The organism is Arthrobacter sp. UYCu512, assembly GCF_040547075.1.
In the GTDB taxonomy this organism is placed as follows: domain Bacteria; phylum Actinomycetota; class Actinomycetes; order Actinomycetales; family Micrococcaceae; genus Arthrobacter.
The window spans coordinates 1-26,405 of sequence record NZ_JBEPPA010000018.1; the positions used below are offsets into that span (position 1 = coordinate 1).

The 26,405-nt window shown below is 65.1% G+C and carries 23 protein-coding genes and 2 pseudogenes; 14 read left to right on the forward strand and 11 right to left on the reverse strand.

What is annotated here, in order from left to right; genetic code table 11:
* On the forward strand, positions 1 to 786 hold a 786-nt coding region (locus ABIB49_RS16365), incomplete at its 5' end, for an IS3 family transposase (protein ID WP_354157362.1).
* An 8-nt stretch (positions 787 to 794) separates the two neighbouring features.
* Positions 795 to 1,502: pseudogene (locus tag ABIB49_RS16370) on the forward strand (ISL3 family transposase).
* Between the two features lie 359 nt (positions 1,503 to 1,861).
* Here the strand turns inward: ABIB49_RS16370 and ABIB49_RS16375 are convergent.
* A complete protein-coding gene (locus ABIB49_RS16375) occupies positions 1,862 to 3,499 on the reverse strand; it encodes a glycosyltransferase family 61 protein (protein WP_354157363.1) in 1,638 nt (545 codons plus the stop codon).
* Between the two features lie 268 nt (positions 3,500 to 3,767).
* On the opposite strand from ABIB49_RS16375, the gene ABIB49_RS16380 reads away from it, so the two are divergent.
* Positions 3,768 to 4,532, forward strand: coding sequence for an acyltransferase (locus tag ABIB49_RS16380; RefSeq protein ID WP_354157364.1), 765 nt, complete (start codon positions 3,768 to 3,770; stop codon positions 4,530 to 4,532).
* Here the strand turns inward: ABIB49_RS16380 and ABIB49_RS16385 are convergent.
* Positions 4,513 to 5,703: a right-handed parallel beta-helix repeat-containing protein gene (locus ABIB49_RS16385; RefSeq protein WP_354157365.1), complete on the reverse strand. Its 1,191-nt coding sequence runs from the start codon at positions 5,701 to 5,703 to the stop codon at positions 4,513 to 4,515. The two genes, ABIB49_RS16380 and ABIB49_RS16385, sit on opposite strands and share 20 nt — an antisense overlap.
* A 496-nt stretch (positions 5,704 to 6,199) precedes the next feature.
* Here ABIB49_RS16385 and ABIB49_RS16395 point away from each other — a divergent pair.
* A pseudogene (locus tag ABIB49_RS16395) lies at positions 6,200 to 6,721 on the forward strand (transposase); the annotation flags it as partial.
* Between the two features lie 107 nt (positions 6,722 to 6,828).
* Here the strand turns inward: ABIB49_RS16395 and wecB are convergent.
* A complete protein-coding gene (gene wecB / locus ABIB49_RS16400; protein WP_354157366.1) occupies positions 6,829 to 7,971 on the reverse strand; it encodes a non-hydrolyzing UDP-N-acetylglucosamine 2-epimerase in 1,143 nt (380 codons plus the stop codon).
* 971 nt (positions 7,972 to 8,942) lie between these two features.
* Here wecB and ABIB49_RS16405 point away from each other — a divergent pair.
* Entirely contained in the window at positions 8,943 to 9,143 is a 201-nt protein-coding gene (locus ABIB49_RS16405; RefSeq protein ID WP_354157367.1) for a hypothetical protein, read from the forward strand.
* Positions 9,144 to 9,245: 102 nt separating this feature from the next.
* Here the strand turns inward: ABIB49_RS16405 and ABIB49_RS16410 are convergent, their stop codons facing one another.
* Both ABIB49_RS16410 and ABIB49_RS16415 read right to left on the reverse strand, forming a co-directional pair.
* Entirely contained in the window at positions 9,246 to 9,524 is a 279-nt protein-coding gene (locus tag ABIB49_RS16410) for a hypothetical protein (RefSeq protein ID WP_354157368.1), read from the reverse strand.
* A gap of 77 nt (positions 9,525 to 9,601) precedes the next feature.
* The gene (locus tag ABIB49_RS16415; RefSeq protein WP_354157369.1) at positions 9,602 to 10,180 is read right to left on the reverse strand and encodes a YdcF family protein; all 579 of its coding nucleotides are present in this window, start codon (positions 10,178 to 10,180) and stop codon (positions 9,602 to 9,604) included.
* 181 nt (positions 10,181 to 10,361) lie between these two features.
* On the opposite strand from ABIB49_RS16415, the gene ABIB49_RS16420 reads away from it, so the two are divergent.
* Genes ABIB49_RS16420 through rsmD form a run of 4 tightly spaced genes read left to right on the forward strand, consistent with a single transcriptional unit; the run spans position 10,362 to position 15,418 of the window.
* Positions 10,362 to 11,408 (forward strand): thiamine-phosphate kinase, encoded by a 1,047-nt coding sequence (locus ABIB49_RS16420; RefSeq protein WP_354157370.1) that lies wholly within the window; start codon positions 10,362 to 10,364, stop codon positions 11,406 to 11,408.
* Positions 11,409 to 11,430: 22 nt separating this feature from the next.
* Positions 11,431 to 12,504: a DAK2 domain-containing protein gene (locus tag ABIB49_RS16425; RefSeq protein WP_354157387.1), complete on the forward strand. Its 1,074-nt coding sequence runs from the start codon at positions 11,431 to 11,433 to the stop codon at positions 12,502 to 12,504.
* The gene (locus ABIB49_RS16430) at positions 12,494 to 14,758 is read left to right on the forward strand and encodes an ATP-dependent DNA helicase RecG (protein WP_354157371.1); all 2,265 of its coding nucleotides are present in this window, start codon (positions 12,494 to 12,496) and stop codon (positions 14,756 to 14,758) included. Before ABIB49_RS16425 ends, ABIB49_RS16430 begins: the two co-directional genes overlap by 11 nt.
* 30 nt (positions 14,759 to 14,788) lie before the next feature.
* Positions 14,789 to 15,418: a 16S rRNA (guanine(966)-N(2))-methyltransferase RsmD gene (rsmD, locus tag ABIB49_RS16435; RefSeq protein ID WP_283479419.1), complete on the forward strand. Its 630-nt coding sequence runs from the start codon at positions 14,789 to 14,791 to the stop codon at positions 15,416 to 15,418.
* Here the strand turns inward: rsmD and ABIB49_RS16440 are convergent.
* The 3 genes from ABIB49_RS16440 to ABIB49_RS16450 are packed head-to-tail and all read right to left on the reverse strand — an operon-like array spanning position 15,415 to position 18,259.
* Positions 15,415 to 16,197, reverse strand: coding sequence for a spermidine synthase (locus tag ABIB49_RS16440; protein WP_354157372.1), 783 nt, complete (start codon positions 16,195 to 16,197; stop codon positions 15,415 to 15,417). The genes rsmD and ABIB49_RS16440 overlap by 4 nt on opposite strands.
* Positions 16,197 to 17,405 carry an aminotransferase class I/II-fold pyridoxal phosphate-dependent enzyme gene (locus tag ABIB49_RS16445; protein ID WP_282360339.1) on the reverse strand — a complete coding sequence of 403 codons (1,209 nt, stop codon included), beginning with the start codon at positions 17,403 to 17,405 and terminating at the stop codon, positions 16,197 to 16,199. The genes ABIB49_RS16440 and ABIB49_RS16445 overlap by 1 nt, the downstream gene beginning before the upstream one ends.
* Complete coding sequence (locus ABIB49_RS16450; protein WP_354157373.1) at positions 17,405 to 18,259, reverse strand: SDR family NAD(P)-dependent oxidoreductase; 855 nt, start codon at positions 18,257 to 18,259, stop codon at positions 17,405 to 17,407. The genes ABIB49_RS16445 and ABIB49_RS16450 overlap by 1 nt, the downstream gene beginning before the upstream one ends.
* Before the next feature lie 48 nt (positions 18,260 to 18,307).
* Here ABIB49_RS16450 and coaD point away from each other — a divergent pair, with 48 nt between their 5' ends.
* The 5 genes from coaD (at position 18,308) to mutM (ending at position 21,507) form a co-directional block, all read left to right on the forward strand.
* Entirely contained in the window at positions 18,308 to 18,808 is a 501-nt protein-coding gene (coaD, locus tag ABIB49_RS16455) for a pantetheine-phosphate adenylyltransferase (RefSeq protein WP_226776188.1), read from the forward strand.
* Positions 18,809 to 18,981: 173 nt separating this feature from the next.
* The gene (locus ABIB49_RS16460; protein WP_226776187.1) at positions 18,982 to 19,506 is read left to right on the forward strand and encodes a YceD family protein; all 525 of its coding nucleotides are present in this window, start codon (positions 18,982 to 18,984) and stop codon (positions 19,504 to 19,506) included.
* 36 nt (positions 19,507 to 19,542) lie between these two features.
* A complete protein-coding gene (gene rpmF / locus ABIB49_RS16465) occupies positions 19,543 to 19,746 on the forward strand; it encodes a 50S ribosomal protein L32 (protein ID WP_009356569.1) in 204 nt (67 codons plus the stop codon).
* 21 nt (positions 19,747 to 19,767) lie between these two features.
* Positions 19,768 to 20,526, forward strand: coding sequence for a ribonuclease III (rnc, locus tag ABIB49_RS16470; protein ID WP_354157374.1), 759 nt, complete (start codon positions 19,768 to 19,770; stop codon positions 20,524 to 20,526).
* Between the two features lie 9 nt (positions 20,527 to 20,535).
* Positions 20,536 to 21,507 (forward strand): bifunctional DNA-formamidopyrimidine glycosylase/DNA-(apurinic or apyrimidinic site) lyase, encoded by a 972-nt coding sequence (gene mutM / locus ABIB49_RS16475; RefSeq protein WP_226776185.1) that lies wholly within the window; start codon positions 20,536 to 20,538, stop codon positions 21,505 to 21,507.
* Positions 21,508 to 21,579: 72 nt separating this feature from the next.
* On the opposite strand, the gene ABIB49_RS16480 is transcribed toward mutM, so the two are convergent.
* From ABIB49_RS16480 to ABIB49_RS16490, 3 genes are read right to left on the reverse strand one after another with little or no spacing between them, the layout of a single operon-like run.
* Positions 21,580 to 22,551, reverse strand: a complete 972-nt coding sequence (locus tag ABIB49_RS16480; RefSeq protein WP_354157375.1) for an NAD-dependent epimerase/dehydratase family protein — start codon at positions 22,549 to 22,551, stop codon at positions 21,580 to 21,582.
* Positions 22,548 to 25,274, reverse strand: a complete 2,727-nt coding sequence (locus tag ABIB49_RS16485; protein ID WP_354157376.1) for an alpha/beta fold hydrolase — start codon at positions 25,272 to 25,274, stop codon at positions 22,548 to 22,550. The genes ABIB49_RS16480 and ABIB49_RS16485 overlap by 4 nt, the downstream gene beginning before the upstream one ends.
* Positions 25,268 to 26,290, reverse strand: coding sequence for a 3-oxoacyl-ACP synthase III (locus ABIB49_RS16490; RefSeq protein WP_354157377.1), 1,023 nt, complete (start codon positions 26,288 to 26,290; stop codon positions 25,268 to 25,270). The genes ABIB49_RS16485 and ABIB49_RS16490 overlap by 7 nt, the downstream gene beginning before the upstream one ends.
* Positions 26,291 to 26,405 lie beyond the last annotated feature (115 nt).

Sequence of the window (26,405 nt, forward strand, 5' to 3'; positions counted from 1 at the left end):
CAGAACCGGTCAGCGTTCCGCAAGAAGAAACCCGACATGGGTTTCGAGGAAATCCAGCTCCGCGCAGCCTTGCGCGCCGTGGCGGTGAAGCATCCGGCGTGGGGCTGGCGGAAGGCCCGCTGGCACCTGCTGGCACAGCCCGAGTGGGACGGCGTGGCACTGAACAGGAAGCGGGTGCGCCGGCTCTGGCGCGACGAGGGGCTGACCTGCAAACCCAGGGCGCGGAAGAAGCGCCGCACCGGGCCCGGCGCCGGGGAGCAGAAACGGCTCACAGCCGAGTACCCGATGCACGTGGTCAGCTTCGACTTCCAGTCCGACGTGACCTCCTGCGGCCGGCACATCCGGTTCTTCAACGTCATCGACGAATACACCCGCACCGCGCTGGCCATCATCCCCCGCCGGTCATTCAAAGCCGCCGACGTGGTCGCGGTGCTGGAGAACATCATCGCCGAAACCGGCACCGCCCCGGCCTACGTCCGGTGCGACAACGGGCCCGAGTTCACTGCTGAGGCACTGGTCAGCTGGTGCGACACCGCCGGGGTCGACACCGCATTCATCGACCCGGGATCACCCTGGCAGAACGGCTTCATCGAATCCTTCAACGCCCAATTCAGAAGGGAACAACTCTCCGGAGAAATCATGGACAGCATGGCCGAAGCCAAGTATTTGGCGGAGGAATGGAAAGCTATCTACAATCATGAACGGCCCCACGGATCCCTGGACGGCATGACGCCGAAGCGCTACTGGGAAACCTGGACGCAAGAAAACCAATTAGCTATCGCATAGACGCTGGACTGCTAACGGGGGCCCAACCACTTGGTGTGGTCGATGGCCGCGACCACAAGGGCGTCGGCGAGTGGCTGTTCAAGCGCCCGCTGGAATGGCGCCTCGGTATGCAGGTCGTGGCGATCGACCCGTCGGCAGCCTTCCGGAAGGCCTTGCGGATGTGGCTGCCGCGCACAGCCGTCTCGGTCGACGCCTTCCACCTGGTCCTGCGCGGCAACAACATGCTCACCGAAGTCCGGCAGCGACTGACACAGGAAACCAAGGGCCGGCGTGGACGCACCACCGACCCGGTCTGGGCCAACCGCCGACTGCTGCTGCGGGCCGGTGAGACACTCTCGGACAGAGGCAACGACCGGTTTCGGCAAGTCTTCGACCCCGATGACCCGACCGGCAAGCTGCAGGCGGCATGGAACGTCAAGGAGCAGCTCCACGCCCTGCTGCGCACCGGCTCACTCGAAGACGCCGCCGCGGCGAAGGCCAGGCTCGGGGAACTCGTCGAACGAGCCGCCCAGCCCGAGACGACCAGGCTCTGGCGCACGGTCTGCCGCTAGTGGAAGGAAATCGAAGTCCTCATCGTCACCGGCGCCACCACCGCAAAAGTCGAAGCGAACAACACCGCCATCAAACACCTGAAACGGACAGGACGGGGATTCGTCAATAGCCGGAACTCCACCAGCCGCATTGTGCTCAGAAGCGCCGCCAGAACGGCGGCCTGAACATTCACCGCACACCGGAAATCACCACGAACCGCGGAGAGCCCGATTAACCAACCTGCCTGGGCAGTACAACTAAGGCGTCCAGTTGGCCTCGGCGTCGTATGCTGCGGGGTGTACGCATGATACACCGTGGACTCGTTAGTCGGCCTCGGTCTGCTCGGACGGCGCTCCATCGTCAACGATAACGAACTGGGCGTCTTCATGATGTGCAAACGTGACCGTCAGCGTATCGTATCCATAGCCCCGCCCTAAGTGAGTGCAACGGGACGATAGGCGCGTCGGCGACATGACGTCCAAGCAGGTCTACGGCAGCCGTGCCTCTCGTCGCCTCCGGGCAAAAATTGGTGATCCAGGACCCTCTACCGGTCGAATTCCGCGAATATGCGACTAAAATCGTCAGTATTGATAGAAAAATCCGAGCCAATTCCAGCATCTGGATGAGAAGCCCGTCCTTGCAGAGCCCAGTACTCGCCGCTTTTGTGGCACACAATATCGTAGAAATAATCGTGAACCATTTGTTCCGTGGCTAAGGCCAGAACTTTCACAGCTTGTGGGCTGAATACCAAGCTAGAAAACGCCGCCCCCATATTGCCGATCACGTGGCTGGCGGAAGCGAATAAGCATATTTGCTCTTCAAGAGAAAGATGCTCTGGTGCTATAACTTCGTAGCCCGCCTCCTCAATCTCCGGCAGGATCTCGGACTCATTGAGAAGGTTACGCCGCGGATACCTGTTTCGCGTCAAATAGATTTTCCGTGGGCTGGCATAAAGAGCTCGCACCTGAGGAGAACAGCGATCAACAAGCTGTTCAAGGATAGACACGGTTCGCGGCGACTTTATAAACGGCGGAATAGTCATGGGCGTGGCATAGAGCGCCTCGCGAACGAAAGTTGGACGACGATCGACGAAATCAATCTGGTCAGCATTGATACCGAAAAGACCGAGGCTCGCAGCGTGTAGATCCTTTATAGCAGAAGGGGCTGCACCGTTAAGAATGAACCGTAGAGCAGCCCCCGGAAACTCCTCCACAATGTTCGCCACGCGCGGGAGAGTGTCAACAATCCAGTGACCAAAATTTGAATCCCAAGTTTGTTTAATAATTGCATAACTGTCACCGAGCAGGCTTGCCTGCGCAGATATCGGACGTTCCGACACGTAAAGGTTGCCTTTTCCTACGCGAAAGAACGGCCCGCGCTTTGACGTGTGCCGAGCATTTATGAACGACTCTTCAACGATACGACCGTCACTGGTCACCACAACGCCGCCGTCAACTACAGTAACGTTCTCGAGACGACCGACCTCAGCCCCAGGGTGGGGGGTGTCGCTGAAAGTATTGATCAGACTACTTGTGCGCCGCTCAATGTCGGCCGAGCCGTATATTTTAGGGGTCACTCTGCTGTATAGCCCGGGCGAATCAAGTTGCTTAAAACTCTTAGCTAAGTCTCGCAAAGGTGCTGTGGTGAGTTTCCGTTGCTCGAAAAATCTCTTACGAACTATGACCGCGGCCTCTGAGTATTCGATGGCAACTATATTCCGGGCACAATACCCGACGAAGTCAGTTTTGGCGGTCAGCGATGATGAGGATGAAAAACCACTCTCGGCAATCTGTGCCAGCAATGCGAGCATCACATTGCCAGTCGCGCTGGCATTGCATTCGAGGACAAAGACGCCTCCCGGCTGCATGGCCGGAAACAAATGCGTAAAGAGCTCGAGCTGGTGATAATGGCTAAGCTTCCCATCGCTGAGAACTAGATGAGGCGACCGCTCCGTCGCAATCTGTAACCAAAATTTCTCACCGAACCCCGCGGAAACAGAGGTGTTTTTGGGAATCTCGAAGGCGATCGTATCAGCGTTTCTCGAGTAGACACCGAAGCATTCGCCGTTCGGTAAATACTCTTTCCATACGGGCAATTCTTGGTGCGGTTCCGCGCATATGTCGAGCAATTCGATCTGACCGCACGAGCGCATCGATGCAGTATGATGCTCGATTGCTTGCATTAGTTGCCGACTTCGTCGCCCTCTCGGCGACCCCAATCCAAGTGCAACATCAGAGAGGCTGGGGGAGCTTGCTTCCAGACCGGCTTCACTGCTAGAGCCGACGCCACTGTGGCTGGTCTCCCGGGTGGGCAGTGACATCGTTTACTTCAACATCCTTTTGATGCTCGACGGCGGGTACCTCGTGATGCTACCTCCGAGTCCTTCGCGGCCCCAAATCCGTAAGCATCGGGATTCTGTCGATCTCTGGACCTGCCATAAGGTTGGGGGCATGCCTAAAGTGACAGTGGTCGAACCACTCATCGATGCGTCGGGAAACCAAATAGTAGGCACTCCACGATCGTTTGGAGGTTCGGCAAGCGTCGACTTCCGCGGTAGGAATTGCAAGCTCATCATCCACGAAGGTGTCGTGTTTCAGGCCGGGATCCAGTTTCTGCAGGACGATGCCGTTGTGGAGATCGGACCTGGATGCGTCGTCCGGGGGGCCTTTCAGCTGGGACGCGGAGCGAGTATCGTTATTGGCCGTAAATTGGACGTCACGGGGAATCTGATCGTTGTCGTCGACGACGGACAGACGGTATCTATTGGAGACGACTGCCTCTTCGCTGCCGGGGTGAACCTTCGGGCGTACGACAACCACCCGATTTACGACTTGCGGACAGGCAAGCGAACCAACTACTCGCGACCAATCTCGATCGGGTCAAATGTCTGGCTCGGCTTCGAGGCTGCCGTTATGGCCGGAGGTGTCGTGCCAGACGGATGCATAGTCGGATTGCGTTCAATTGTCACCGCCACGAGCAAGCTAGAACGTCATACCTTGGCCGTTGGGCAACCGGCAAGAGTTGTGAAACGATACGTCACGTTCGCGAAGAATGGAAACCCGCCGGCAGATACCATCGACGTCTCCCATTACCCCGATGCCCACACAATTTACGAAGTGAATCACGGTAACCCGGCAAAGTGGCTGCGTGTCCGTACCATAATCGCGAGGAGACTAAGTCTCGCCGCTGAAAAGATCAGCGGAGGGCGCCGGTAGTGTAGCTCATTTGCACGGCTGTGCCGTTAACGGAGATGAGGTTTTCCTGAATGATCGGGTCGGTAGTCCAAGTCAGATAAATGCCAATTGACTTCTTCGTCGCCGCTTGTCGGATAATATTGGAGCTCACTTCGATGCCGCGAAGAGGCACACCCATTGGTCCTCTCACAGCGATGACGACGGGTCCCAGCAAGTTAGGATTCACTTCGTTGCCGATGACCTTGACATTCTCTGAGTGAATCACGTCGATTGATGTAGCCGGGTTTGTGGGGCTCGTCGTGAGGTAGAAATTCAGCTTGTTGCGCTGCACGGTGACGTCCGATGCCTGGATTTTGATGAAGCGGCGCGAGACATTCCAAATGGTATTGTCGCTAACGGCCACCCTGCCGGAGCTGAAAGGGGTGGATGTTTTGCCGTCGAAGAAGAGCACCTGGATCGCATCGCCTTCCTCACCGGTGATGTTCTGGATGAGGTTGGCCGAGATGACCGACGCCGCGGTTGCTGCTGCCGGGCCACTGAGTACGATGCCTCTGGAGGCACCATCGCCGTTTCCCAAGGTCGTGTCACCCACACTCACCACGTTGCGGATGACGTTGTTCCTGATGGTAATGCCGCCTGTGGTCCTCGCTTCGATGCCGCGGGCGGACTGCGTGGTTGAGCGGAAGTTTTCGTACCATCCGTTTTCAAGGACGGCTCCGGGCCCGGTGACTTTGACGCCGTCTGATGCCTTGTTCTTCCCGTCGATGTAAGCGCTAACGATGGCGTTGCGGCCGGTCACTGTCAGTGCCGTGATGTTTGTGCCGTCCGCTACGATTTTGGCGTTCTCGGTCTGGAACCGGCGGTTGTCGCCATTCAGGATCAGCCCCTTGGTGATGCGGTAAGTACCATCCGCGAGCCGGGTGCCGCCCGCGTTCAGCCAAGCTTGGAGCGCTGCGGAGTCGTCAGTGACCCCGTCACCCTTTGCGTTATAGGGGGCGGCTTTGGCGTTCGACACCGCCGAGACCGTTATTGAAGTACTGGCGAACTCATTAGCGGCCCCCACCCTCGACAGTGCCTGGGCACTGGCACCTGCGTTGAGAACCGACGGGTTTCCAGCTCCGCACAAGGCCGCCGCAACAATGCCGATGGCGACCAGTCCCGCGGCGCTTTGCTTCACTGGGTTGATACGCACGGTGCCTCCGATCCTCAAAGAGAGGGATGGTCTCCTCGCTTGGAACCACAGTTGAACACGCACTCATGCCGCCCCACACGAGTAGCTGGTACCCCGATTCTGCGGGGTCGGTACCTGCTTGAGGCGTCGATATGCTGCGCACGTCAAGTTTCAGAAACAGTTTCATCGTTGTTTTTCGGTTACGCGGCCAGAGGTTCCTGGTCGGGGGTCTGGTGGGCGGTGAGGGCTACGATCGGGGTTCGGCAGCCCGCCCGGGCGTTGGGCCTTTTTGCGGTTTTACCAGGGCTCGATATAGTCCTGGACCGAGGTTCGGGCGGCGAGCCGGCTGGTGAAGCTGTGGTGGTGGAAATTTTCCGCGACGGCGTTATCCCAGCACACGCCGACCTTGCCCACGGATTGGGTGACGTTGTTCCCGGCGCACCAGCCCTAGAACTCGGCGGAGGTTTATTGGCCGTATTCAACCGGTCGAAGCAACACCTGATTACGGGGGTGTTGGATGCCCCTTCAAAATCGTCAGAAGCAGGTACGGGCGTATCGAGGGCAGATCCCTTCGCCAGGTCGGCCGTCGGTGGCGTGGCGTGAGGACAGGGTACGGTTCTGGGTCGCGATCGCCTCGGGTGCGAAGGCCCGAGATGCAGGCGTCGCCGCGGGCGTGTCAGAGCCCGTCGCGCATCGTTGGTTCCTGCACGCTGGCGGGGTGAATCCTCAGCTGGCCCCGACACTGTCCGGGCGGTATCTGTCCTCCAGCAACCGTGAGGACATCGCGTTGTGGCGGGCGCAGGGCTGCGGGGTACGAGAGATCGCTCGTCGGTTGGGGCGAAGCCCGTCGACGATCTCGCGGGAGCTGCGCCGGAACGCGTCGACGAGAACGTATCGATTGGACTACAAGGCGTCGACGGCGCAGTGGCATGTCGGACGACGGGCCCGCTGGCCCAAGACCGCGAAGCTGATCACGAACGAGTGCCTCCGTGATTACGTCAACGACAAGCTCAGCGGACACCTCAGATCGGGCGGAGGATAGCGCCTCGGCCCGATCGGCCCTGTGTGGGACGGGAAGAACAAGCCGCATCGGGAGCGTTCGCGACTTCCCGGAGACTGGCAATGATTGTCAGGCCAGGCGTGTGCTTAGGCGGTGAATTCCTCGATGCGATCGCCAATACCAAGAAGATGACCAACTGCCGCCACTGTGCGGGCGGCCGCGTTGCCGTCGCCATACGGATTGACGGCGTTGGCCATCGAGTGAAAGTGCTCCTGATCGTGGAGGAGCCGATCAACTTCTTTGAAAATCCGTTCTTCGTCCGTGCCAATCAGGGTGACGGTGCCGGCATCGACCGCCTCAGGACGCTCGGTGTTGTCCCGCATCACTAAGACAGGCTTACCCAGGCTCGGGGCTTCTTCCTGGACGCCGCCCGAATCTGTCAGAACAATGTGCGCGAGGGAAAGCATCCGAGTGAATTCACCGTAGGCGAGTGGTTCGGTCACAATGACGTTGGATTTGCCGGCCAGTGCCGGCAGGACCGCTTCTCGCACCGCGGGATTCTTGTGGACGGGGAGCACAATTACCAAACCAGGCTCGGCAGCCGCGATTCTCGCCAGAGCGCGTCCCACTCCCTGCATGGCGCCGCCCTGGTTCTCGCGCCGGTGCGTTGTTACCAGGAGGATCCTCTTGCCGCTGGTAGCCAGCCCCTCCAACTGCGGATCGGTAAATGGGATCTTCTTGCCTACCGTGGTGAGCAAGGCATCGATGACCGAATTCCCTGTGACAACGATGTCCGCCGGGTCGATTCCCTCGGCGACGAGATTGGCTTTACTTACACTTGTGGGGGCTAGGTGGAGGCTTGCGATCTGACTCGTCAACTTGCGGTTAGCCTCCTCCGGGAACGGGGAGAACAGGTCTCCGCTGCGAAGACCCGCTTCAACATGTACCACTGGGATTCCGTGGTAGAAGGCTGCGATGGCGCCCGCTGTGGAAGTGGTCGTGTCGCCCTGAACGATGACGGCGTCGGGCTTGTTATCCGTGAAGAGCTTGTCCAAGCCGTCGATAGTCCGCGTCATGATGGCGGAAAGAGACTGGCGCGGCTGGAGAATGTTCAGATCATGATCCGGCACAATCCCGAAGAGTTCATTAACCTGGTCCAACATTTCGCGGTGCTGACCTGTAACCGTGATGACGCAGTCAAAGTGCTCTGATTGCTGCAATGCCGCAACAATGGGAGCCATTTTAATGGCTTCTGGTCTGGTGCCGAAAATCGGCATGATGCTGGGCACAGGGTTCCCCCAAAGATTTAGGCCGCGGACCCATGAAGCTTACGGGACTGAGGCCCCGCGAAGTGAATCTGTTTCCAGAGTCCGCACATTCACTGCAAAAGTTCTACGCCGCGGTAATGCGTACTCCCGACCCCACGCCATTCTTTGCGTAGGCCAAGGTATCAGCCAGCGAGCTAGGGATGAACCATAGGACACTAAGTAGCTACCTGCCGGCGGCAACGAATCAAGGGGTTGGTGGCTCGGGCGCATCTCGTGATTTTGACGACCATCTGGCCGTAACTCTCATCACGGCCAGCCCGCCAGCGGCTGTTGCAGTCGAAAGTTGCACTCTCCCCGTCGGAGGGTACTTCGTCCGAGCAGGTGCGGATGACTCCATCAACAAAAGCAAATTGGCGGCCATCAAGGCGCTGGGTGGCGACACCGTCGTCACTTTTGGGTCGCGTCCGACGCCGTCCAGCTGGCTGGCATTCCCGCCGACTGCCAGATCGCCGCGGTCAACTTCGCCCAGTCGGCCGCAGGCGGTGTGTTGCTGAACAGGGTGTTTACCACTCAGACTCCAGTCTGTGGGGCGCTGCTGCGGTCAAATGCCTGCGGGGCCGGAGCAGCAGCAACAACAAGCTCATCACCATACTATTGCTGCCGGCACAGGGCTCTGGGTGCATCGCTGCCGACAACGGCTACGACGTCATAGTGGTGAGCGGCGCAAGCGCACCAGCGGGTGAGAGCAACCGGATCCCTGGCCAAGGCGGCGACTGCGAAAGACACGAAGTTTTTCGAAGGAGTGCCGATTCCGGTCAACGGAACCGACTTCGCGTACCTGCCAGACCTCTCCTACCAGGGCACATTCTCCCAGTTCACCGACCGGGTAATGCACCCGCCAAGGTCATTTCGTTCATGTGGGACACCTACGATACCTGCGTGGGTACGGGGCGCCATTGGTGAACAGGATCACATCGGTAAGGACTACTCCGGTGATTATGGACTTAAGCTTCAACGCCGCCGCGGGTTCCTCTTTCGTCACCGGCTACAACCTCAATGGCGGCCAGGTCCAGCTCAAATGGACTACCGCGGCAGGCCAAGTGCAGGACAGGACCGTGGCCGCGGCTGCCTACAACCCGTCCCACGGCCAGCAGCATGGGGTCACGGACTGCAGTCGGTCACCGTCAACGTAGGGGACGGCGCTCGGCGTCGGCAAGTACTACATGGTGAACGTAACAAATGGGTGGAGCGCTAGGAGCGACGCGTTCTACTCGAAGCAGGGCTGATGCCACAGCTCAGCCTGCGAACACCAGGGCGATGATCAGGATAGGGATGCTCAACGACACCGCGATGACCGCAAGCAACGCCACGAGGCGCTTGCGCCGGTATTCGGATTCCTTAGAATCAGTTGCCAGAGCAGCCCGTTTGGGCGCAGCAGGCTCGGCGCATGTAAGAGGCAACGGCTCTGCATCCGGAACCAGCAGCGTGTCCGGAACCTCCTCGTGGAAGGTGCGGCGCCGCAGGTGTCGCGGGGCGGCAACCAGCGGGGGAGCATCGTCGGCAGGATCACCCAACAGCCGGTCCTCCTCGCCTCGATATCTCGTCAGTAGGCTGAGAGACTCAGCCTGATCGGCTTCAATTCTTACATTCCTCAGCGCTGATCCGAACATTCCGGCCGGAGGGAGACATCAATAAGGCCCCCGGTCTCAATGACAAACCGCCGCAGCCACTGTCCCACGCTCAGGTCAGGGTGTGAATTCACCACTTGGACGGCCGCCGTCGTGCATTGCTCCAGGAGCCGCTGCGCCCGGGCGACGTGGTAGCTGGAGGACACAACAGTGATGGATTTCCAGCCGTTCTCCGCGGCAATCTTGCCGATGGCACGCGCCTCCCCGCGGGTGTCGTACTCATCGGGGCGGAAACACAGGAGCCGGGCGCTGGGAAAAGCGGCGGTGTTGCAGACGGCATCGGCGGCCGTATTGCCGGGGGTGTCCGTGTGGGAGAGGACCAGGACGGGGATGCCGTAGTCGTGTTGCAGCTGCTCCGCGACCGGCAGGCGCTCTGCCGCGGCTCCGCCGAGCATAATAACGGCATCGGTGCGGTGGACAGTCAAGGGATCCACGTTCACAAAGAGTTGAAAGGCGAGGACCAGCCACAGTAGTACAGCCCCTGAAATCCACCCAAGAATCCGGGCGCCCAGGGGATTCAGGGCGGGCAAGGGCAGGGGCATGCGTATGAGTCTTCCATGCGGCCGGTGTGGCAGGGAAAACGGGCGGAGATCGTGCAGCCGGCGAATGGCACTCCAGCCGCCGGGATTCGCGGCAGCCGCTCAGCGGCTCCGGGAGTACCTTGCGTCCCGCTGACCCGGACACGCGCCCGCCGCCGTCGGACCCCCGCGGTAGCGTTGTGCTGTGCCTGAACACCTCCCTGACCACGTCCCTGACCCGCTGACCGTCGCGGAGCTCTCCGAGTCCCAGCTCCTGGAGCGGATCTTCCCGCGCCTGCACTACGGCCAGGCGCACAACCCATCCCTGATCCTGGGCCCCGGCGACGACGCCGCGATTGTGGCCGCGCCGGATGGCCGGACGGTCCTCAGCATCGACACACAGGTGGTGGACCAGGACTTCCGCCTGGAGTGGAACAACGGCTACCGGACCACCGGCTACGACGTCGGCTGGAAGGCCGCCGCGCAAAACCTCAGCGACATCAACGCCATGGGGGCCCGGGCCACCTCCCTCGTCGTCAGCCTCACGATGCCCCCGGGAACCCGTGTCGCCTGGGTCGAGGACTTCGCCGACGGAATCAGCGCCGGCATCCGGGAACTGGGCGCCCCGGGCTGCGCCGTGGCCGGGGGAGACCTGGGCCGGGGCCGGGAACTCGCCGTCAGCGTCGCCATCCTCGGCACCCTCGACGGACATGCTCCGGTGCTGCGCTCCGGCGCCCGACCGGGGGACACCCTGGCATTGGCTGGCACCCTCGGACGCGCCGCAGCGGGCCTTGCGCTGCTGGAATCGGCAGTCCCGGTCGGCGACCTGAGCCGGGACCAACGCGATTTGGTGGACACCCAGTGCCGGCCCCTGCCGCCGCTCGCGGCGGGACCGCTGGCCAGGGACTGCGGGGCCACGGCCATGCTGGACATTTCCGATGGGCTGGTCCGCGACGGCAACCGGCTGGCAGCTGCCAGCCACGTGATGCTGAACCTGGACGCGTCCGTTTTGAAGGTCCTGGCCGGCCCGCTCCGGCCGGCCGCCGACCTGCTCCGCACAGATCCGCTGGACTGGGTGCTGGGCGGCGGAGAGGATCACGGATTGCTTGCCACATTCCCGCCGGGCGTTCAGCTGCCTCACGGTTTCACTGCGCTAGGCTCGGTAGAGGCCCTTGCACCAACGGACAGCACGGGCGTGACAATAGCGGGCAGGCCCGCTGACACTGTGGGATGGGATCACTTTGCAGACTAAAATTGCCGCCAACGCGCAAGCGATGAAGCGGTGGTTGGGCAAGGCAGAAACGACGCTTGGAAACCACAGCGACCGCCTGAACGCCATCAACATCTTTCCGGTCGCCGACGGCGACACCGGCACTAACCTCTACCTCACGGTCCGGGCCGCGGCCCAGGCACTGCACTGCCTGGACACCTCCGCGCTGCCCGTGATCAGCGCGGATCCGGCGATCCACTCCTTCGGCCCGCCGGACCCGGCGCAGAACGACGTCGGGGCCGTTTTGTCCCGCGCCGGCCTGGCGGCCATGGAGCAGGCCCGCGGCAACTCAGGCACCCTGTTCGCCGTGTTCCTCTGCGCCGCAGCCGAACCGCTTGCCGGCCACCACCGGCTCAGCGCACCGCTGTTTGCCGCTGCGTTGAACCGCGCCCAGCTCCGGGCCTGGTCCGCGCTAAGTGATCCGGTTCCGGGAACCATGCTGTCCGTGATGGAAGCCGCCGCCCGCGCGGCCGCGACAGTGGACGCCGAGCATAACGGTGACGACAGCAACCACGCCCTGGGCCTGGCCCTGGATGCCGCAGTCGAAGCGGCGCTGGCGGCCGTGGTGCGCACCGAAGGGCAGCTGGAGGCCCTGCACGCAGCGCACGTGGTGGACGCCGGCGGCGTGGGGATGCTGCTGATCCTCGACTGCCTCCGTTCCGCCGTGCTCGGCGAGGAACTCCAGGACCAGCTCCTGGACGGCCTGCACGGCTACGACGTGCAGGACCCGCACATCCATGCCGGTATGCCGCGGGACGAAGGTGTGGAAGTTATGTGCACCATCACGCTCTCGCCGCTCGACGCTGCAACGATGCGGCAACGGCTCGACGAAATCGGCGAGTCCGTCATCATGAGCCAGGCCGGCGCTACCGCCGACGCAAACGGGGCATACCGCTGGCGGGTCCACGTCCATGTGCCCGAGGCAGCACTTGCCATGGCCCTGATCCGGGCCCTCGGCGAACCCTCGGATATCAGCGTGTCAGAACTCGCCCTGCCGGAGGCCGAATTGGAGGCCGAATCGCACGACGCAGGTCCCCGGGAACCCGCAGGACAGGCCGCCGACGGATATGAACGCTAAACCCGGCACCGAACCGGGCACCACCGAACTGGGCGCCACCGAACTGGGGCTGGGCCTGGAACGCCGGATCGGCAAGCGTTCGGCGACGGTGATCGAAAAGCATCTCGGCATCACCACGGTTGGCGGTCTGCTGAATTACTTCCCCCGCCGCTACCTGGACCGCGGCGAACTCACCCCGATCAGTGAGGTCCCGCTCGACGAGGACGTTACCCTCATCGCGCGGGTCGTCTCCAGCAGCACCCGGTCGATGCGCGCCCGCCGTGGTTCCCTGACCGACGTCGTGATTTCCGACGACGCCGGGACCGGGCTCCCCGGCACCCTGAAGGTAAGTTTTTTCAACGGTTTCCGGGCCAAGGCCGCACTGCTGCCGGGCCGGCGCGCCTTGTTCTCCGGCAAGGTCACCCGCTACGCCGGTGCCCTGGGGCTGACCAACCCTGATTTCCTGCTGCTGGACGAGGACCCGGAAGCTCCGGGCAAGGATCCGGAAAAGCTCGCCGCCATGCCTATCCCGGTGTATCCGGCCACTGCCAAGCTCACCAGCTGGTCCATCCAGAAAGTCATCGAGACGCTGCTGGACACCGCAGACCTCGATGCAGTTCCGGACCCGTTGCCGGCGGCGATCGCGGACCGGGAGCACTTCCTGCCGATCGCGGAGGCCTACCGGCTCATCCATGCCCCGCAAGGGAACGCGGACTGGCAGCACGCACAGGACCGGTTCCGCTACCAGGAAGCGCTGGTGCTCCAGTCCGCGCTCGCCCGGCGCCGCGCCCAGCTCGCCGCGGAGGAAGCCACCGCCCGCCGGCCCCTCGCGGACGGCCTGCTGACAGCCTTTGACCGGCAGCTGCCGTTCACGCTGACCGCCGGCCAGGCCGCCGTCGGCAAGACGCTGGCCGCGGAGCTCGCCCAGGACTCGCCGATGAACCGCCTGCTGCAGGGCGAAGTCGGCTCCGGAAAAACGATTGTGGCCCTGCGCGCCATGCTGCAGGTTGTTGATGCGGGGGGACAGGCTGCCCTGCTGGCGCCCACCGAGGTCCTCGCCGCGCAGCACTTCGATTCGATCCGCCGCACACTCGGCCCGCTGTCCCGGGATGGGCTGCTGGGTGGCACGGACGCCGTCCAGGTCACGCTGCTCACCGGCTCCATGCCCACGGCCGCCCGGAAACAAGCCATGTTGGATGCCGCCTCCGGGAACGCAGGGATCATCATCGGCACCCATGCCCTGCTCAGCGATAACGTCTCCTTCTACGACCTGGGCCTGATCGTGGTCGATGAGCAGCACCGCTTCGGCGTCGAACAACGCGACGTGCTCCGGTCCAAAGCCAGCAAACCCCCGCACCTGCTGGTAATGACCGCCACGCCCATCCCGAGGACAGTGGCCATGACAGTGTTCGGCGACCTGGAAACCTCCGTCCTCGACGAACTACCGGCCGGCCGCGCGCCGATCACCACGCACGTCGTCGGGCTCGCCGAGCACCCGGCCTGGGCCACGCGAATCTGGACGCGCTCCCGGGAAGAGATCGACGCCGGCCACCAGGTCTATATCGTCTGTCCCAAAATCGGCTCGGACGACGACGGCGACTTCAGCCCCGGCGAAGCCGAACCGTCCGACGCTGACCTCGCGGGCGACAACGGCGCACGCGAACTGGCATCCGTCACCGGCGTCGTCGAACAGCTCCGCGACGAACCGGCCCTGGCCGGGGTCAGCGTGGCGCCGCTGCACGGCCGGCAGGACCCGGTGCTCAAGTCCGGCACCATGGCCTCTTTCACCGCCAACCAAACCAAGCTGCTGGTCTCCACAACAGTGATCGAGGTGGGTGTGGACGTGCACAACGCCACCCTTATGGTCATTCTTGACGCGGACCGCTTCGGTATCTCCCAGCTCCACCAGCTCCGCGGCCGGGTGGGCCGCGGCGGGCTCCCGGGTATGTGCCTGCTCGTGACCACGCTGGAACCGGGCCATCCGAGCCGGCGCCGCCTCGACGCCGTCGCCGCGACCACCGACGGCTTTGAACTTTCGCAGGAGGACCTCAAGCTGCGCCGGGAGGGCGACATCCTGGGCGCCTCCCAGTCCGGCGGCCGTTCCACGCTGAAGCTCCTGCGGGTCCTGGAACACGAGGACGTGATCGCCCGGGCGCGGCAGGACGCGTGGCGCATTGTCGGCGCCGACCCGTCGCTGGAGTCCCACCCCGACCTCGCCGCGGCAATCGACGAATACCTCAATCCGGAAAAGGAGGCGTTCCTTGAACGCGGCTAAGAAAATCCAGGCGTCCCCGGCGGCACGGCCATGAGCCGCATCATCGCCGGCGCCGCCGGTGGAAGCACCTTGGTCAGTGTCCCGGGATCGTTGACCCGGCCCACCACCGACCGGGTCAAGGAAGCGCTCTTCTCGCGGCTGGACGCCTTCGAGGTGATAGCGGACGCCCGCGTGCTGGACCTCTACGCGGGATCCGGTTCCCTCGGTGTGGAAAGTGCCAGCCGGGGCGCGCACAGTGTGGACCTGGTGGAATTTGACGGCAAGGCCAGCGCGGTCTGCCAGCGCAACGCCGACCTCGTTAATACCGTGGTGGGGCGCAAAGTGGTTTCCGTGCACCGCTCGAAAGTCGATTCGTTCCTTGAACGGACCCAGGAGGGTGCCCGCTGGGACCTCGTCTTCCTGGATCCGCCCTACCCGCTGGACGAGCCGGGGCTGGCCGCGGTGCTCGCGCAGCTGGTCCCGCAGCTGGCCGAAGGTGCCGTCGTCGTGGTGGAGCGTTCATCGCGGACCCCCGAGCCGTCCTGGCCGGCGGGGATGGAACGCTTTGCGGAACGCAAGTACGGGGAGACGAAGCTCTGGTTCGCCGAACCGGGCGTGGAAGAAGTCCCGGCGGACGCATTGGGGGCAGAACCAGCGGAAGGAGCGGAGCGTGACGGCTAGTCCGACATTGCGTCCAGCGCGATCCCGGACAATACCTTCGCCGGGTGCGGCCCGCGGGCGGTAAGCGCTGCAGTCCACACCTCCGGCCACGGGCCCTGGGTGCCGGCCAGGATGATGTTGCCGGGATAGCGGCCGCTGAACATGCCGGTCTCAGCGCAAGCGGCGACGTCGGTCATGGCCCGGCGCAGCGCGGCCACCTGGCTGCGGACCAGGGTGAGCCCGGGTTCGTCGCCCACATTGACTACCAGGACGCCGCGGGCAGTGAGCTTCGCCGCGGCCTCCCGGTAAAACTCGGTGCAGGCGAGGTGTTCGGGTGCCTCGGGCCCGGAGAAAATGTCAAGGATCACAACGTCGAAGCTCAGTTCCGGCGGCAGTTCGGCCAAGGCCGCCCTGGCGTCGCCGATCAGCGGGTGCAGCTCCGTGCCGTCCGGCAGCGGGAGCTGCTGCAGCACAAAGTCCAACAGCTCCCGCTCCAGCTCCACCGCGTACTGCACCGAGCCCGGCCGGGTGGCCTGGATGTAGCGGGCAAGCGTCAGCGCCCCGGCCCCAAGATGGAGCGCTGTGATGGGTTCGCCCCACGGTGCCGCGAGGTCCACCACGTGGCCGATCCGGCGCAGGTACTCGTAGAAAATATCCGCGGGCTCGGCCAGGTTGACGTGCGACTGTTCCGCCCCGCCGATGCTGAGCACAAAGCCGCCGTCGGTAAAGGCATCGGGTTCGATCGTGGCGTGTTGGCCGGTGGTCCGCAGGAAGCGGGTGGCCGCGGGAGTGTCCCGCATCAGAGCCGGTCGCGGAGGGTCGCAAGCCGTTCGGCGGCTTCCTGCAGGACGCTAATCTTCTTGCAGAACGCGAAGCGCAGCAGGCTCCGGGTGCGTTCGGCGCCGACCGGGTGGCAAAAGACCGCGACCGGAATGGCTGCGACACCCACCAGGGACGGCAGGCGGCGGGCCAGCTCCACGGCGTCGGAGATGCCGAGCGGAGCCGTGTCCACGTTGACGAAGTACGTTCCCTGCGGTGTCAGCACGTCGAAGCCCGCGGCCCGCAGGCCGTCACTCAGGACGTCCCGTTTGAGCTGGAGGGTATCGGCGATTCCGGTGTAGAACTCATCCGGCAGGCCCAGCCCGGCCGCAATGGCGCTCTGGAACGGCGTACCGGAGCTGTAGCTCAGGAACTGCTTGACCGTGCGGGCGGCGGCGACCAGATGCTCCGGTCCGCTGAGCCAACCGATCTTCCAGCCGGTAAAAGAAAAGGTCTTCCCGGCGGAAGAAATGGTCAGCGTCCGTTCCGCGGCGCCCGGCAGCGTGGCCACCGGGATGTGTCGGGCACCAAAGGTGAGGTGCTCGTACACCTCGTCGGTGATGATCACGGCGTTGTGCCTGGTGGCGAGCTCGACGACGCGTTCGAGCACCTCGAGCGGGAACACCGCACCGGTGGGATTGTGCGGGTTGTTCACCAGCACCACCTTGGTGCGGCTGCTGAACGCTGCCTCGAGCGCGTCCAGGTCCGGCATAAAGTCAGGGGCCAGCAGCGGTGCGGTGACGTGCCGGGCACCGGAGAGGCCAATAATCGCACCGTAGGAATCGTAGAACGGCTCGAAGGTGAGGACCTCGTCGCCCGGCCCCACGAGCGCCAACAGCGAGGCGGCGATGGCCTCGGTGGCGCCGGTGGTGACAATAATTTCGGTTTGCGGATCCGGGGCCAGCCCGTAGAAGCGTTCCTGGTGAAGGGAAATCGCCTCCCGCAGCTCCAGGATGCCCTTCCCGGGGGCGTACTGGTTGGCGCCGGCAGCGATGGCGGCCTGCGCGGCAGCCTTGATTTCCACCGGGCCGTCTTCGTCCGGGAAACCCTGGCCGAGGTTGATGGCACCCGTCTGCAGGGCGAGGGTGGTCATTTCCTCGAAGATGGTGACGCCGAGGCTGCCGTCGGGGGAGAGCAGGTTCGCTCCTGACGCGGTCCGCTGCCAGGGGGACGGTTGGGGGAAGTTCATCAGCTGCCCGTCTTCTGGCCGCGCCCGGTGAACTTGTCCATTGTGGCGTAGATCCCGAACACCTTCCCGCCCACGAAGTCCCAGGCCCGCACCGGCAGTATGCCGCGCAGCACCTTGCCCAATTGCGCAGCCGCCGGGGCGATCAGTTGCGGCCGGCCGGCGGCAGCGGCCCGCCAGGCGCGGTCAACGGCGTCGTCCGGGGTCATCAGCGGCGTCAGCAGCGGTCCGCGGGCGCCCTCGAACATCCCGGTGGAAATGTAGCTGGGGCAGAACGTCGTGACGGCGAGGTGGCGGAAGCCTTGCTGCTCGAGCTCCAGCCGGAGCGAATCGCTCCAGCCGATGACAGCCCACTTGGACGCGGCGTACACGCTCATCCGCGGATTGGAGACGGTGCCGGCGGCCGAGGCGATGTTGAGGATCCGGCGGGGCCGGCCGGCGTCGGCCATCATGGCCGGCAGGAACGCGTGGGTGACGTACATCGGTGCCAGCGCGTTGATATCCATGGTCAGTGCGATGTCCCGCTCCGGGTTGTGGTCCCAGAAGAGCGCGCCGCGAACGATTCCGGCGTTATTGACCAGCAGGGTCAGCGGGCCTTCCTCCCGGCACGCCTCGGCGGCGTCGGCAATCGCTGCGCGGTCGGCGAGATCCACCTCCCGGACGACGGCGCGCGCTCCGAGGGCGGCTACCTCGGCGGCGGTCTTGGCGAGGCCGTCGGCGTCGACGTCCCAGAGAATTACGACGGCGGCGCCCTCGCGGGCCGCCCGCAGGGCGTACAGGCGGCCCATGCCCATGGCGGCCCCGGTCACGAGAACCGCGCCGCCGGAGACGGTAAATGGAATGCTTGATGCTGACATTCAGCCATGCTATCCCGGCCGGTGCCGGCAATACGGTAGGTTCGGAGCATGAGACGCGCCGTATGCCCTGGCTCCTTTGATCCGATCCACAACGGCCACCTGGAAGTCATCGCCAGGGCCGCCGGTCTCTTTGACGAGGTTATTGTGGGCGTCTCCACAAACTACGCCAAGAAATACCGCTTCACCCTCGAGGAACGCCTTGATATGGCCAGGGAAACCCTGGCGTCCCTGCGCGGCATAGTTGTGGAACCGGTAGGGGAGGGACTGCTCGCGGAGTACTGCCGCCAGCGGGGGGTGTCCGCCATCGTCAAGGGCCTGCGTTCCTCCTCCGACTTCGACTACGAACTGCCGATGGCGACGATGAACCGCCAACTCACCGGCGTCGAGACGGTCTTCCTTCCGGCCGAAAGCCACTACCTGCACTTGTCTTCGACGCTGATCAAGGAAGTGTTTTCCCTGGGCGGCAATGTGTCCGAGTTTGTGCCCCGCTCCGTGCTGAAACGACTGCGCGGCGGCGACCCGGTCCAGGACCAGCCGCGCAGAGGGTAAGCTTGATCGGTACTCGGCGGCCTGCTGCCGGTTGCGCGGCCGAAACCTAAGCGGCCTGCGGTGTGAACCGCGGGTGTGCCCCCGGTTTGAGTCCGCCCGGAAGATCAGGCTAAGATAGTACGTCGGTCATATGTTCAACAGGAGTTCTCATTAAACGAGATGCTAGTTCGCCCTTGGCGTTCGACGTCAAGGACCTCGGACGCAGTCCGGGAAGCATGCGGACGCTGAAGGAACATGTACCCGCACCAGAAGATCTTGGTGTGGCGCTCATTGGTGTGCAGCAAGGCTCGGATGTTGAGCTGGATCTGCGGCTGGAGGCCGTACACGAAGGAATTTTGGTATCAGGAACCGCGCACGTAGAAGTTACTGGCGAATGCGGCCGATGCCTGGATCCCCTTGCGTATGACCAAGAGGTCGATGTGCAAGAACTTTTCTTCTACGAGGACGCAGAGTTCTCGGATGAAGAAGACGAAGAAGAGCAACGTCGAGTCGAGCACGATCTGATCGATCTTGAACCGGTGTTGCGGGACGCAGTTGTTACCATACTGCCGTTCCAGCCGGTGTGCCGGGAAGACTGCCAGGGCCTTTGCTCCGAATGCGGAGTTCGCCTGGAAGACGAGCCGGGGCATCACCACGAGGTGGTAGATCCTCGCTGGGCTGCCCTAGCTGACTTGGCTAAGCCTGACCGGCAAAACTGATTTGTAAGTGTTGGACTAGAGAGAAATGAGTTAGCCGTGGCTGTCCCGAAGCGGAAAATGTCTCGCTCGAATACCCGCGCCCGCCGCTCCCAGTGGAAGGCAACCGCCCCCCACCTGGTGAAGACTGTCGAGAACGGCCAGGTTACATACAGCCTGCCGCACCAGGCAAAGGTCGTTACCGACTCGGCTGGCACCGCGCTGTTCCTTGAATACAAGGGCCGCAAGGTCGCAGACGTCTAATCCGCCAACTGGCTGACTAAGATGTCTTCAACTGAAGAGCTTCTGAAGCGTCTCGGTGTCTCTATTGACGCCGGGACGCTTCGTCTTGCGCTCACACACCGTTCCTACGCCTACGAAAACGGCGGTATCCCCACCAACGAACGTCTCGAGTTCCTGGGCGACTCCATTTTGGGGTTCTCGGTCACCGATGCGCTGTACCGTGACAACCCCACACTGCCCGAAGGGGACCTGGCCAAGCGCCGGTCCGCCGTCGTGAGCACCCGTGCCCTCGCGGGCATCGGCCGCAGCATCGGACTCGGGGAGTTCATCTACCTGGGGCAGGGCGAAAAGCTCACCGAGGGTAAAAACAAAGCGTCCATCCTCGCGGACACCATGGAAGCGCTGATCGGCGCCACCTATATCTCCAATGACATTGAAACCGCACGCCAGCTGGTCATGCGGCTGATCGGGCCGTTGCTGAAGGACGCCGCTGCGCTCGGCGCGGGGACCGACTGGAAAACGAACATCCAGGAGCTGGCGGCCGCCCGCCAGCTCGGGACGATCAACTATGCAGTGGAGGGTTCCGGGCCGGACCACGCCCGCACGTTCGAGGCCATCCTGCGGATCGGCGGCAACGACTACGGCAACGGCTCCGGAAACTCCAAAAAAGAGGCCGAGCAGGAAGCTGCAGCGGACGCCTGGCGCAGGCTCTCCGCACCGCCGGCGGGTGAACCGGCAGCGGCGCCCGTCGAACCCGCGATGCCCGAGGGGCAGCAACTGCAGTCCCAGCCCGGCGCCTAGGCACGCACCGTGCCTGAACTGCCCGAAGTTGAAGTGGTCCGCCGCGGACTGGTGGACTGGGTCCGGGGTCGGACCATCACCGCCGTCGAAGTGGTGGACCCGCGCTCCATCCGCCGGCACACGCTCGGTCCGGAGGACTTCGCCGGAAACCTTGAAGGCGCCCGCGTCCTGGACGTCGTCCGGCGGGGCAAGTTCCTGTGGCTGCCGCTGGCGGACACGCCCGGGGCCCCGCCCGACGTCGGCCGGTCCGAGAGCGGCAGGCCCACTGTAGCGCTGATGGCGCATCTGGGGATGTCCGGGCAACTGTTGATGCAGGAATCCTCCAGTGCCGACGAGAAGCACCTGAAAGTGCGGCTGCAGCTCAGCCCGGCCGACGGTATGCCCGACCAGCTCCGCTTTGTGGACCAGCGGATCTTCGGCGGCCTGTTCCTCACCTCGCTGATCCCCACGGCCGACGGCGGTCCCGGCGGCCTGGCCGAAACGCCGCTGCCGCTGATTGCTGCGGAAGCCGCCCACATCGCGCGGGACCCGCTGGACCCGGAGTTCTCCTTCGAGGAGTTCTACCGGCGTCTGCGGGCCCGGAAGACAGGCCTCAAACGTGCACTGCTTGATCAGGGGCTGGTCTCCGGGATCGGCAATATCTACGCGGACGAGTCTCTTTGGCGGGCGAAGCTGCACTATGCCCGGCCCACCGACACCCTGCGCCGGGCCGACGCCCTGCGGGTCCTGGACGCCGCGCGCGAGGTCATGACGGATGCCCTGGCCGCCGGCGGGACAAGTTTTGATTCGCTCTACGTCAACGTCAACGGGGCCTCCGGGTACTTCGACCGCGCGCTCAACGCCTACGGCCGCGAAGGCCAGGAGTGCAAGCGCTGCGCCGCCGTCGGCCTGGTGAGCCTGATGAAGCGCGAACAGTTTATGAACCGTTCCTCCTACACCTGCCCCGTCTGCCAACCGCGGCCACGGAACGGCCGCTGGTAACTGAGCCCGCTGGTAACTGAGCCCGCTGGTAACTGAGCCCGCGGGCGGGCGGGCACCTGGACACCGCGCGGTCTAGTGCCGGCCGTAGTGCCGGGCCAGCCGCGCCAGGCCCTCGTCCAGCGTGACGGCCGGGGTCCAGTCGAGGAGTTTGCGGGTCTCGCGCTGGTCAAACCAGTGGGCAGTGGAGAGCTGCTCGGCAAGGAACCTTGTCATGGGAGGTTCCGCGGTCCGGCCGGCCCGGGTCCAGAGCTTTTCCACCAGCGATCCGGCCGCCCGCGCGAGGCCGCCCGGGACCTTCCACGACGGGGCCGGGACGCCGCCCGCGGCGCAAATGCCCGCCAGCAGCTCACCGACCGGCCGGGGTTCCCCGTTGCTGATGACCAGCGCCCGGCCGTGAATGTGCTCCATCCGATGCAGCGCGGCGACGATCGCCGACGCTGCGTTATCGATGTACGTGGTGTCGATCAGGGCCGCCCCGGAGTCGAGCAGCGGCAGCCGGCCGCGGCCGGCGCGGTCCAGGACCCGTTCCACCAGTTGTGTATCCCCGGGACCCCAGACGATGTGCGGGCGCACCGCCGCGACCCTGAATTCCGCTGAGTCCGCGGCCAGTGCCAGCAGCTCGGCCGCGGCCTTGGTGCGGGAGTAGTCGCCGTGCGCGCGGGCCGGGTCGGCCGGATCGGCGCCCAGCCCGGCGATTGCAGCGCCGGAATTTGCCACGGAAGGGGAGGAGACGAACACCACTGACCGGACCCCGGCGTCGCGGGCCGCACCGAGCAAGCTGCCGGTGGCCGCGACATTCACCGCGTCGAACTCTGCGGCCCGTCCGGTGAAGGAGACCTTCGCGGCCAAGTGGATGACGCCCTCGGCGCCGGCGACGGCGCAGCGGACGGCGCTCGGGTCCGTGATGGAGCCGGTCAGGTCGGCCGCGCCGGCGATGCCCGAGGGGCGGCGCTGGAAGGTGGTGACGTCGTGGCCCTGGCGCACCAGCTGCCGGGCCACTTCCCCGCCGAGCAGGCCGCTCGCGCCGGTCACGAGCACCCTCACGGTGTGCCTGCCCGGCCGCCGGCCAGGACTGCGGACGCCCACCGGGCCAGGCGGGTGCGGTCGATCTTGGCATTGTGGCGGATGTCCGTCGGCTGGGCCCGGACCACCAGCACGGCAGCGACGTTCACACCGTCTGCCCGGGCGGCCGCCCGGACCCGCGCTGCCAGTTCCGGTGCGGCGGGGCCGGAGCGGCGCGCGGGCGGGACGGTCTCGACGACGGCCACAACTGCCTGCGTTCCCGCCGGGCCCACTCCGACGAGGGCGGCGGGCCCGACGCCGTCCAGCCGTTCAAGGGACTGCTCGGTGCCCACGGGGGTGAGAACGGCATCCGGGCCCGTCACAACGTGTGCGAGGCGTCCTTCCACCCAGAGCCGGCCCGCGGCGTCGAAGTGCCCCACATCGCCGGTGCGGTGCCACCCGGCGGTGCGGGCACTCTCGCGCTGGGTCAGCCAGAGCCTGTCGTAGCTCGCTTTTACGTGCGGGGCGCTGACCAGGATCTCGCCGGTGACTCCCGGTTCCGTGACCGGGTTGTCTCCGGGGGCGGTGCCGTCGGCGGCGAGCGGGATCAGGGCCACCCGGGCGCCGTAAACCGGCTGTCCCACACACACGCCGTTGCCGGCGCCGGTCATGGTTCCGGCAGCCGCGTCCGACCCGGCGTCGCGGATCTGTTCGAAGCTGATGTCCGTGACGGGCAGCGCTTCGGTCATTCCGTACGGGGTATGCAGCGAGGCGTGCGGCAGCAGCCGCTGCACGCCGGCCAGGAGGGCTTCGGCAACGGGGGCGCCGGCGGAGAGCAGCAGCTCCACACGCTCCAGCGCACGGTGCCCCGCGGTGCCCAGGCCGTTCCGGGTGGCGAGGACATTGCGAAGCGCCGCCGGGGAAGCGAAGACCACTGTGGCGTCGATGGCCGCCGCGGCGTGTGCCAGTGCCTGGGCGGTCAGCGTGCCCGGAGCCGTGACGTCCATGGCGGGCGTTACGGAGACGGCTCCCAAGGCTGGTCCCAACAGTGCGAACGGCGCAAAACCCGCCACCAACCGCGCGCCCGGGCGGATCTCCAGCGTCCTGGCCACGGTGTCCCGCATCGCGGCCAGGCGCCGGTGCGTGTAAAGCACGCCCTTGGCGGGGCCGGTGGAGCCCGAGGTGAAGAGCACCGCCGCTGGCGCGTCCGCATCCGGTGCCTGCGGTGCTGGCATCCCGGACAGTGCATTGCCCCGGCGGGTGAGCGCAGGGAGGGAGGTTTCCACGGCGAGGAGCCGGCGGCGGGCAGCCGGCAGGTCACGCACGCTGATCCGCCGTCCAGGCCAGCCGAGCACGGCGGCGGCGGCAAGGGCCTTCTCGATGCCGATCAGGAAATCCGGGGTAGCGCCCTTGACGGCGCGGCTCAGGCCGCGGGTGCCGAGGCCCGCGTCGGCCACCACCACCACGGCGCCCAGCCGCAGGCAGGCGTACAGCACCACCGTCAGGTCCACGCCCGGCGGAACCATCAGGCTGACCCGGCTGCCAACCCGGACGCCGGTGTCCGCCAGTCCTGCGGCGGTGGCTGCAACATGCTGTTCCAGGTCCCGCCAGTTTAATGCCCGTGCCACGGTGCCGTCCGCGGCCATCTCCGCGACGGCGGTCCCGGCGCCGTCGGGTCCCGCCGCAAGCTCCGTGAGCGGCGCCCACAGGGCCGGGGCCGGGATGCCGTGGGCCGGCGTCGGGGCAGGCTGCGCAGCGCCAGCCCCGATCGGGGCAGCCTGCGCCGCGCCAGCCCCGAACGGGGCAGTCGCCTCAGCGTCTGCCGGAGCGCTGTTGGCGCAGTGCCCGGCGAGCCACTCGAAGATGGGCGTGGCGATGTCCCGGTCCTCGGCGACCAGGTGGCCGGCGCCCTCGAAGCGGTGGACTTTTGCGTGCGGCAGCCGGCCCAGCAGGTCTTTGAGGTACCGGTCGGAGAAGATCGGGTCCCGGGGTCCCCAGAGCATCAGTGCCGGCACGCTCAGCCCGCGCAGGCCCTCGGCAACCCGGTTGAGTGCGGGAAAGCTGGGATGGGACGCGTCGACGGGAATGTCCGCGACGAAGTTTCCCACGCCGTCGCGGCGGCCGGCGCCGCGATAGGGGGCCAGGTAGGTGCTGCGGACGTCCGCGGCCAGCGGCGGGTGCGCCAGGGAGTGCGTCACCCGCAGGAAGGCGTCCGACGTTGTGGTTCCCCAGCGGTGCACGGCCGGGTGCAGGGCAAGCCGCAGCGCCGGCGGGATGGGCGAGTCCGCGGGCTGGTGCACGGCGGTGTTCGTCAGGACAACGCCGGCGAGCTGCTGCGGATGGGCCAGGGCCCAGCCGAGGCTGATCACACCACCCCAGTCGTGGCCGACGGTGACCACCGGACCGTCCAGGCCGAGCGCGGCGGTGAGGTCGCCGAGATCACTGATCCGGTCCGCCAGCCGCCGGAACGTGCCGGTGCGCTCGGAGAAGCCCATGTCCAGCTGATCCACCGCGACCACCCGCCAGGGGTGCGCGGGGTCAGATCCGGCGGCCAGCAGGGTCCGCCACAGGTAGGACCAGGTGGGGTTGCCGTGCACACACAGCACGGTCCCGGCCGGTGTCAGCCCGCGGCGGGAGAGCTGCGCGCCGTTGTCGAGCAGGTGCCAGCGGCGCACCGTTCCGGGCGGATCAGCAGCTGAGCCGGACGCCACCTCGATTTCGCGCGACCATTCCGGGTCGACGCCGGGCCAGCCGCCGGCTACCAAACGATTTCCACCATCGCGGTGTTGAGGCCCGAACCGACGCCCATGCACAGCACACGGTCACCGGATCCAAGGTTCTGCGCCTCGGCGGCCAGGGTCATCGGGAGGGAAGCCGGTCCCACGTTGCCCCAGTGCGGGAACGTGATGGGCACCTTATCCGGATCCAGGTCGATGGCGTCGATGATGGCCTGGGTGTAGGCGGTGCTCACCTGGTGCGTGACATAACGGTCCATCGAGCCCCAGTCCCATTCCGGCTGCGCCTCATGCCAGGCGTCGACTACCAGCTGCAGGCCGCCGTCGAGCAGGCCCTTTGTATCCGTTGTCATACCGTCGATGCCGCCCACACACAGCTCGTGGTGCTCTGTTCCGGCGCGCATCACGCCGCCAAGGATCCGGTGCGCCCCGGGGTGCTCGTCCGCCGGGCCCAGGACTGCCGCAGCGGCGCCGGAACCGAGGGTCAGGGTGGCAAACTCGCGGTTGAAGTCCGCGCGGGTGGTCTCCGGCCGCTGCAGCCGGGCCAGGGTGGCCTCCTGCGTAGCCTGGGCGTCCTCTCCGTTGACAATCACCGCGTACTTGATCTGGCCGGAGTCGATCATGTTGGCCGCCAGTGTTATGCCGTTGACAAAGCCGAGGCAGGCGTTGGCAAGGTCGAAGTTCATCGCGGACGACGGCAGGCCGAGCCCATGGTGGATTTTCACCGCGACCGACGGTTCGAGGTTCCGCCGCGTCACGGAGGTATTGATTAGCAGGCCCACCTCGGTTGCTTCGATGCCGGACTCGGCCAAGGCCTTTGCGCCCGCCTCGATGGCGGCGTCGTCGAACGATGTCCCGGGGGCCCACCACCGCCGGTGGGTGACGCCGGCAACGCGTTCCAGCAGCTTTGGCGGGAATTTCAACCGGCGCAGTGTGGCGGACAGTTTGTGGTCGAAATCCGTGGAACTGATGATCCTCGGAGCTTCGACGCTGGTCACCGAAAGCAAGGCGGTGTTGCGGTGCCGGAATGTTGCATTCCCTATCAATTCAAGCCTCTGTTCGTGTGTGTCCTGCGCTCAGGCGGGTGAGTGCACCTTCAAGCGCAAGCCCAAGAGCTTAACTACGTCCGGTGTCAATCCATTCCTGCATCTGCAGATTGAG

Excerpts from the sequence above, each read along its gene's own strand:
- ABIB49_RS16375 (WP_354157363.1), bottom strand. The coding sequence starts at position 3,499 with ATGCAAGCAATCGAGCATCATACTGCATCGATGCGCTCGTGCGGTCAG.
- ABIB49_RS16380 (WP_354157364.1), top strand. The coding sequence starts at position 3,768 with ATGCCTAAAGTGACAGTGGTCGAACCACTCATCGATGCGTCGGGAAAC.
- ABIB49_RS16415 (WP_354157369.1), bottom strand. The coding sequence starts at position 10,180 with ATGCCCCTGCCCTTGCCCGCCCTGAATCCCCTGGGCGCCCGGATTCTT.
- ABIB49_RS16425 (WP_354157387.1), top strand. The coding sequence starts at position 11,431 with ATGAAGCGGTGGTTGGGCAAGGCAGAAACGACGCTTGGAAACCACAGC.
- ABIB49_RS16430 (WP_354157371.1), top strand. The coding sequence starts at position 12,494 with ATGAACGCTAAACCCGGCACCGAACCGGGCACCACCGAACTGGGCGCC.
- rsmD (WP_283479419.1), top strand. The coding sequence starts at position 14,789 with ATGAGCCGCATCATCGCCGGCGCCGCCGGTGGAAGCACCTTGGTCAGT.
- ABIB49_RS16440 (WP_354157372.1), bottom strand. The coding sequence starts at position 16,197 with ATGCGGGACACTCCCGCGGCCACCCGCTTCCTGCGGACCACCGGCCAA.
- ABIB49_RS16445 (WP_282360339.1), bottom strand. The coding sequence starts at position 17,405 with ATGAACTTCCCCCAACCGTCCCCCTGGCAGCGGACCGCGTCAGGAGCG.
- ABIB49_RS16450 (WP_354157373.1), bottom strand. The coding sequence starts at position 18,259 with ATGTCAGCATCAAGCATTCCATTTACCGTCTCCGGCGGCGCGGTTCTC.
- coaD (WP_226776188.1), top strand. The coding sequence starts at position 18,308 with ATGAGACGCGCCGTATGCCCTGGCTCCTTTGATCCGATCCACAACGGC.
- rnc (WP_354157374.1), top strand. The coding sequence starts at position 19,768 with ATGTCTTCAACTGAAGAGCTTCTGAAGCGTCTCGGTGTCTCTATTGAC.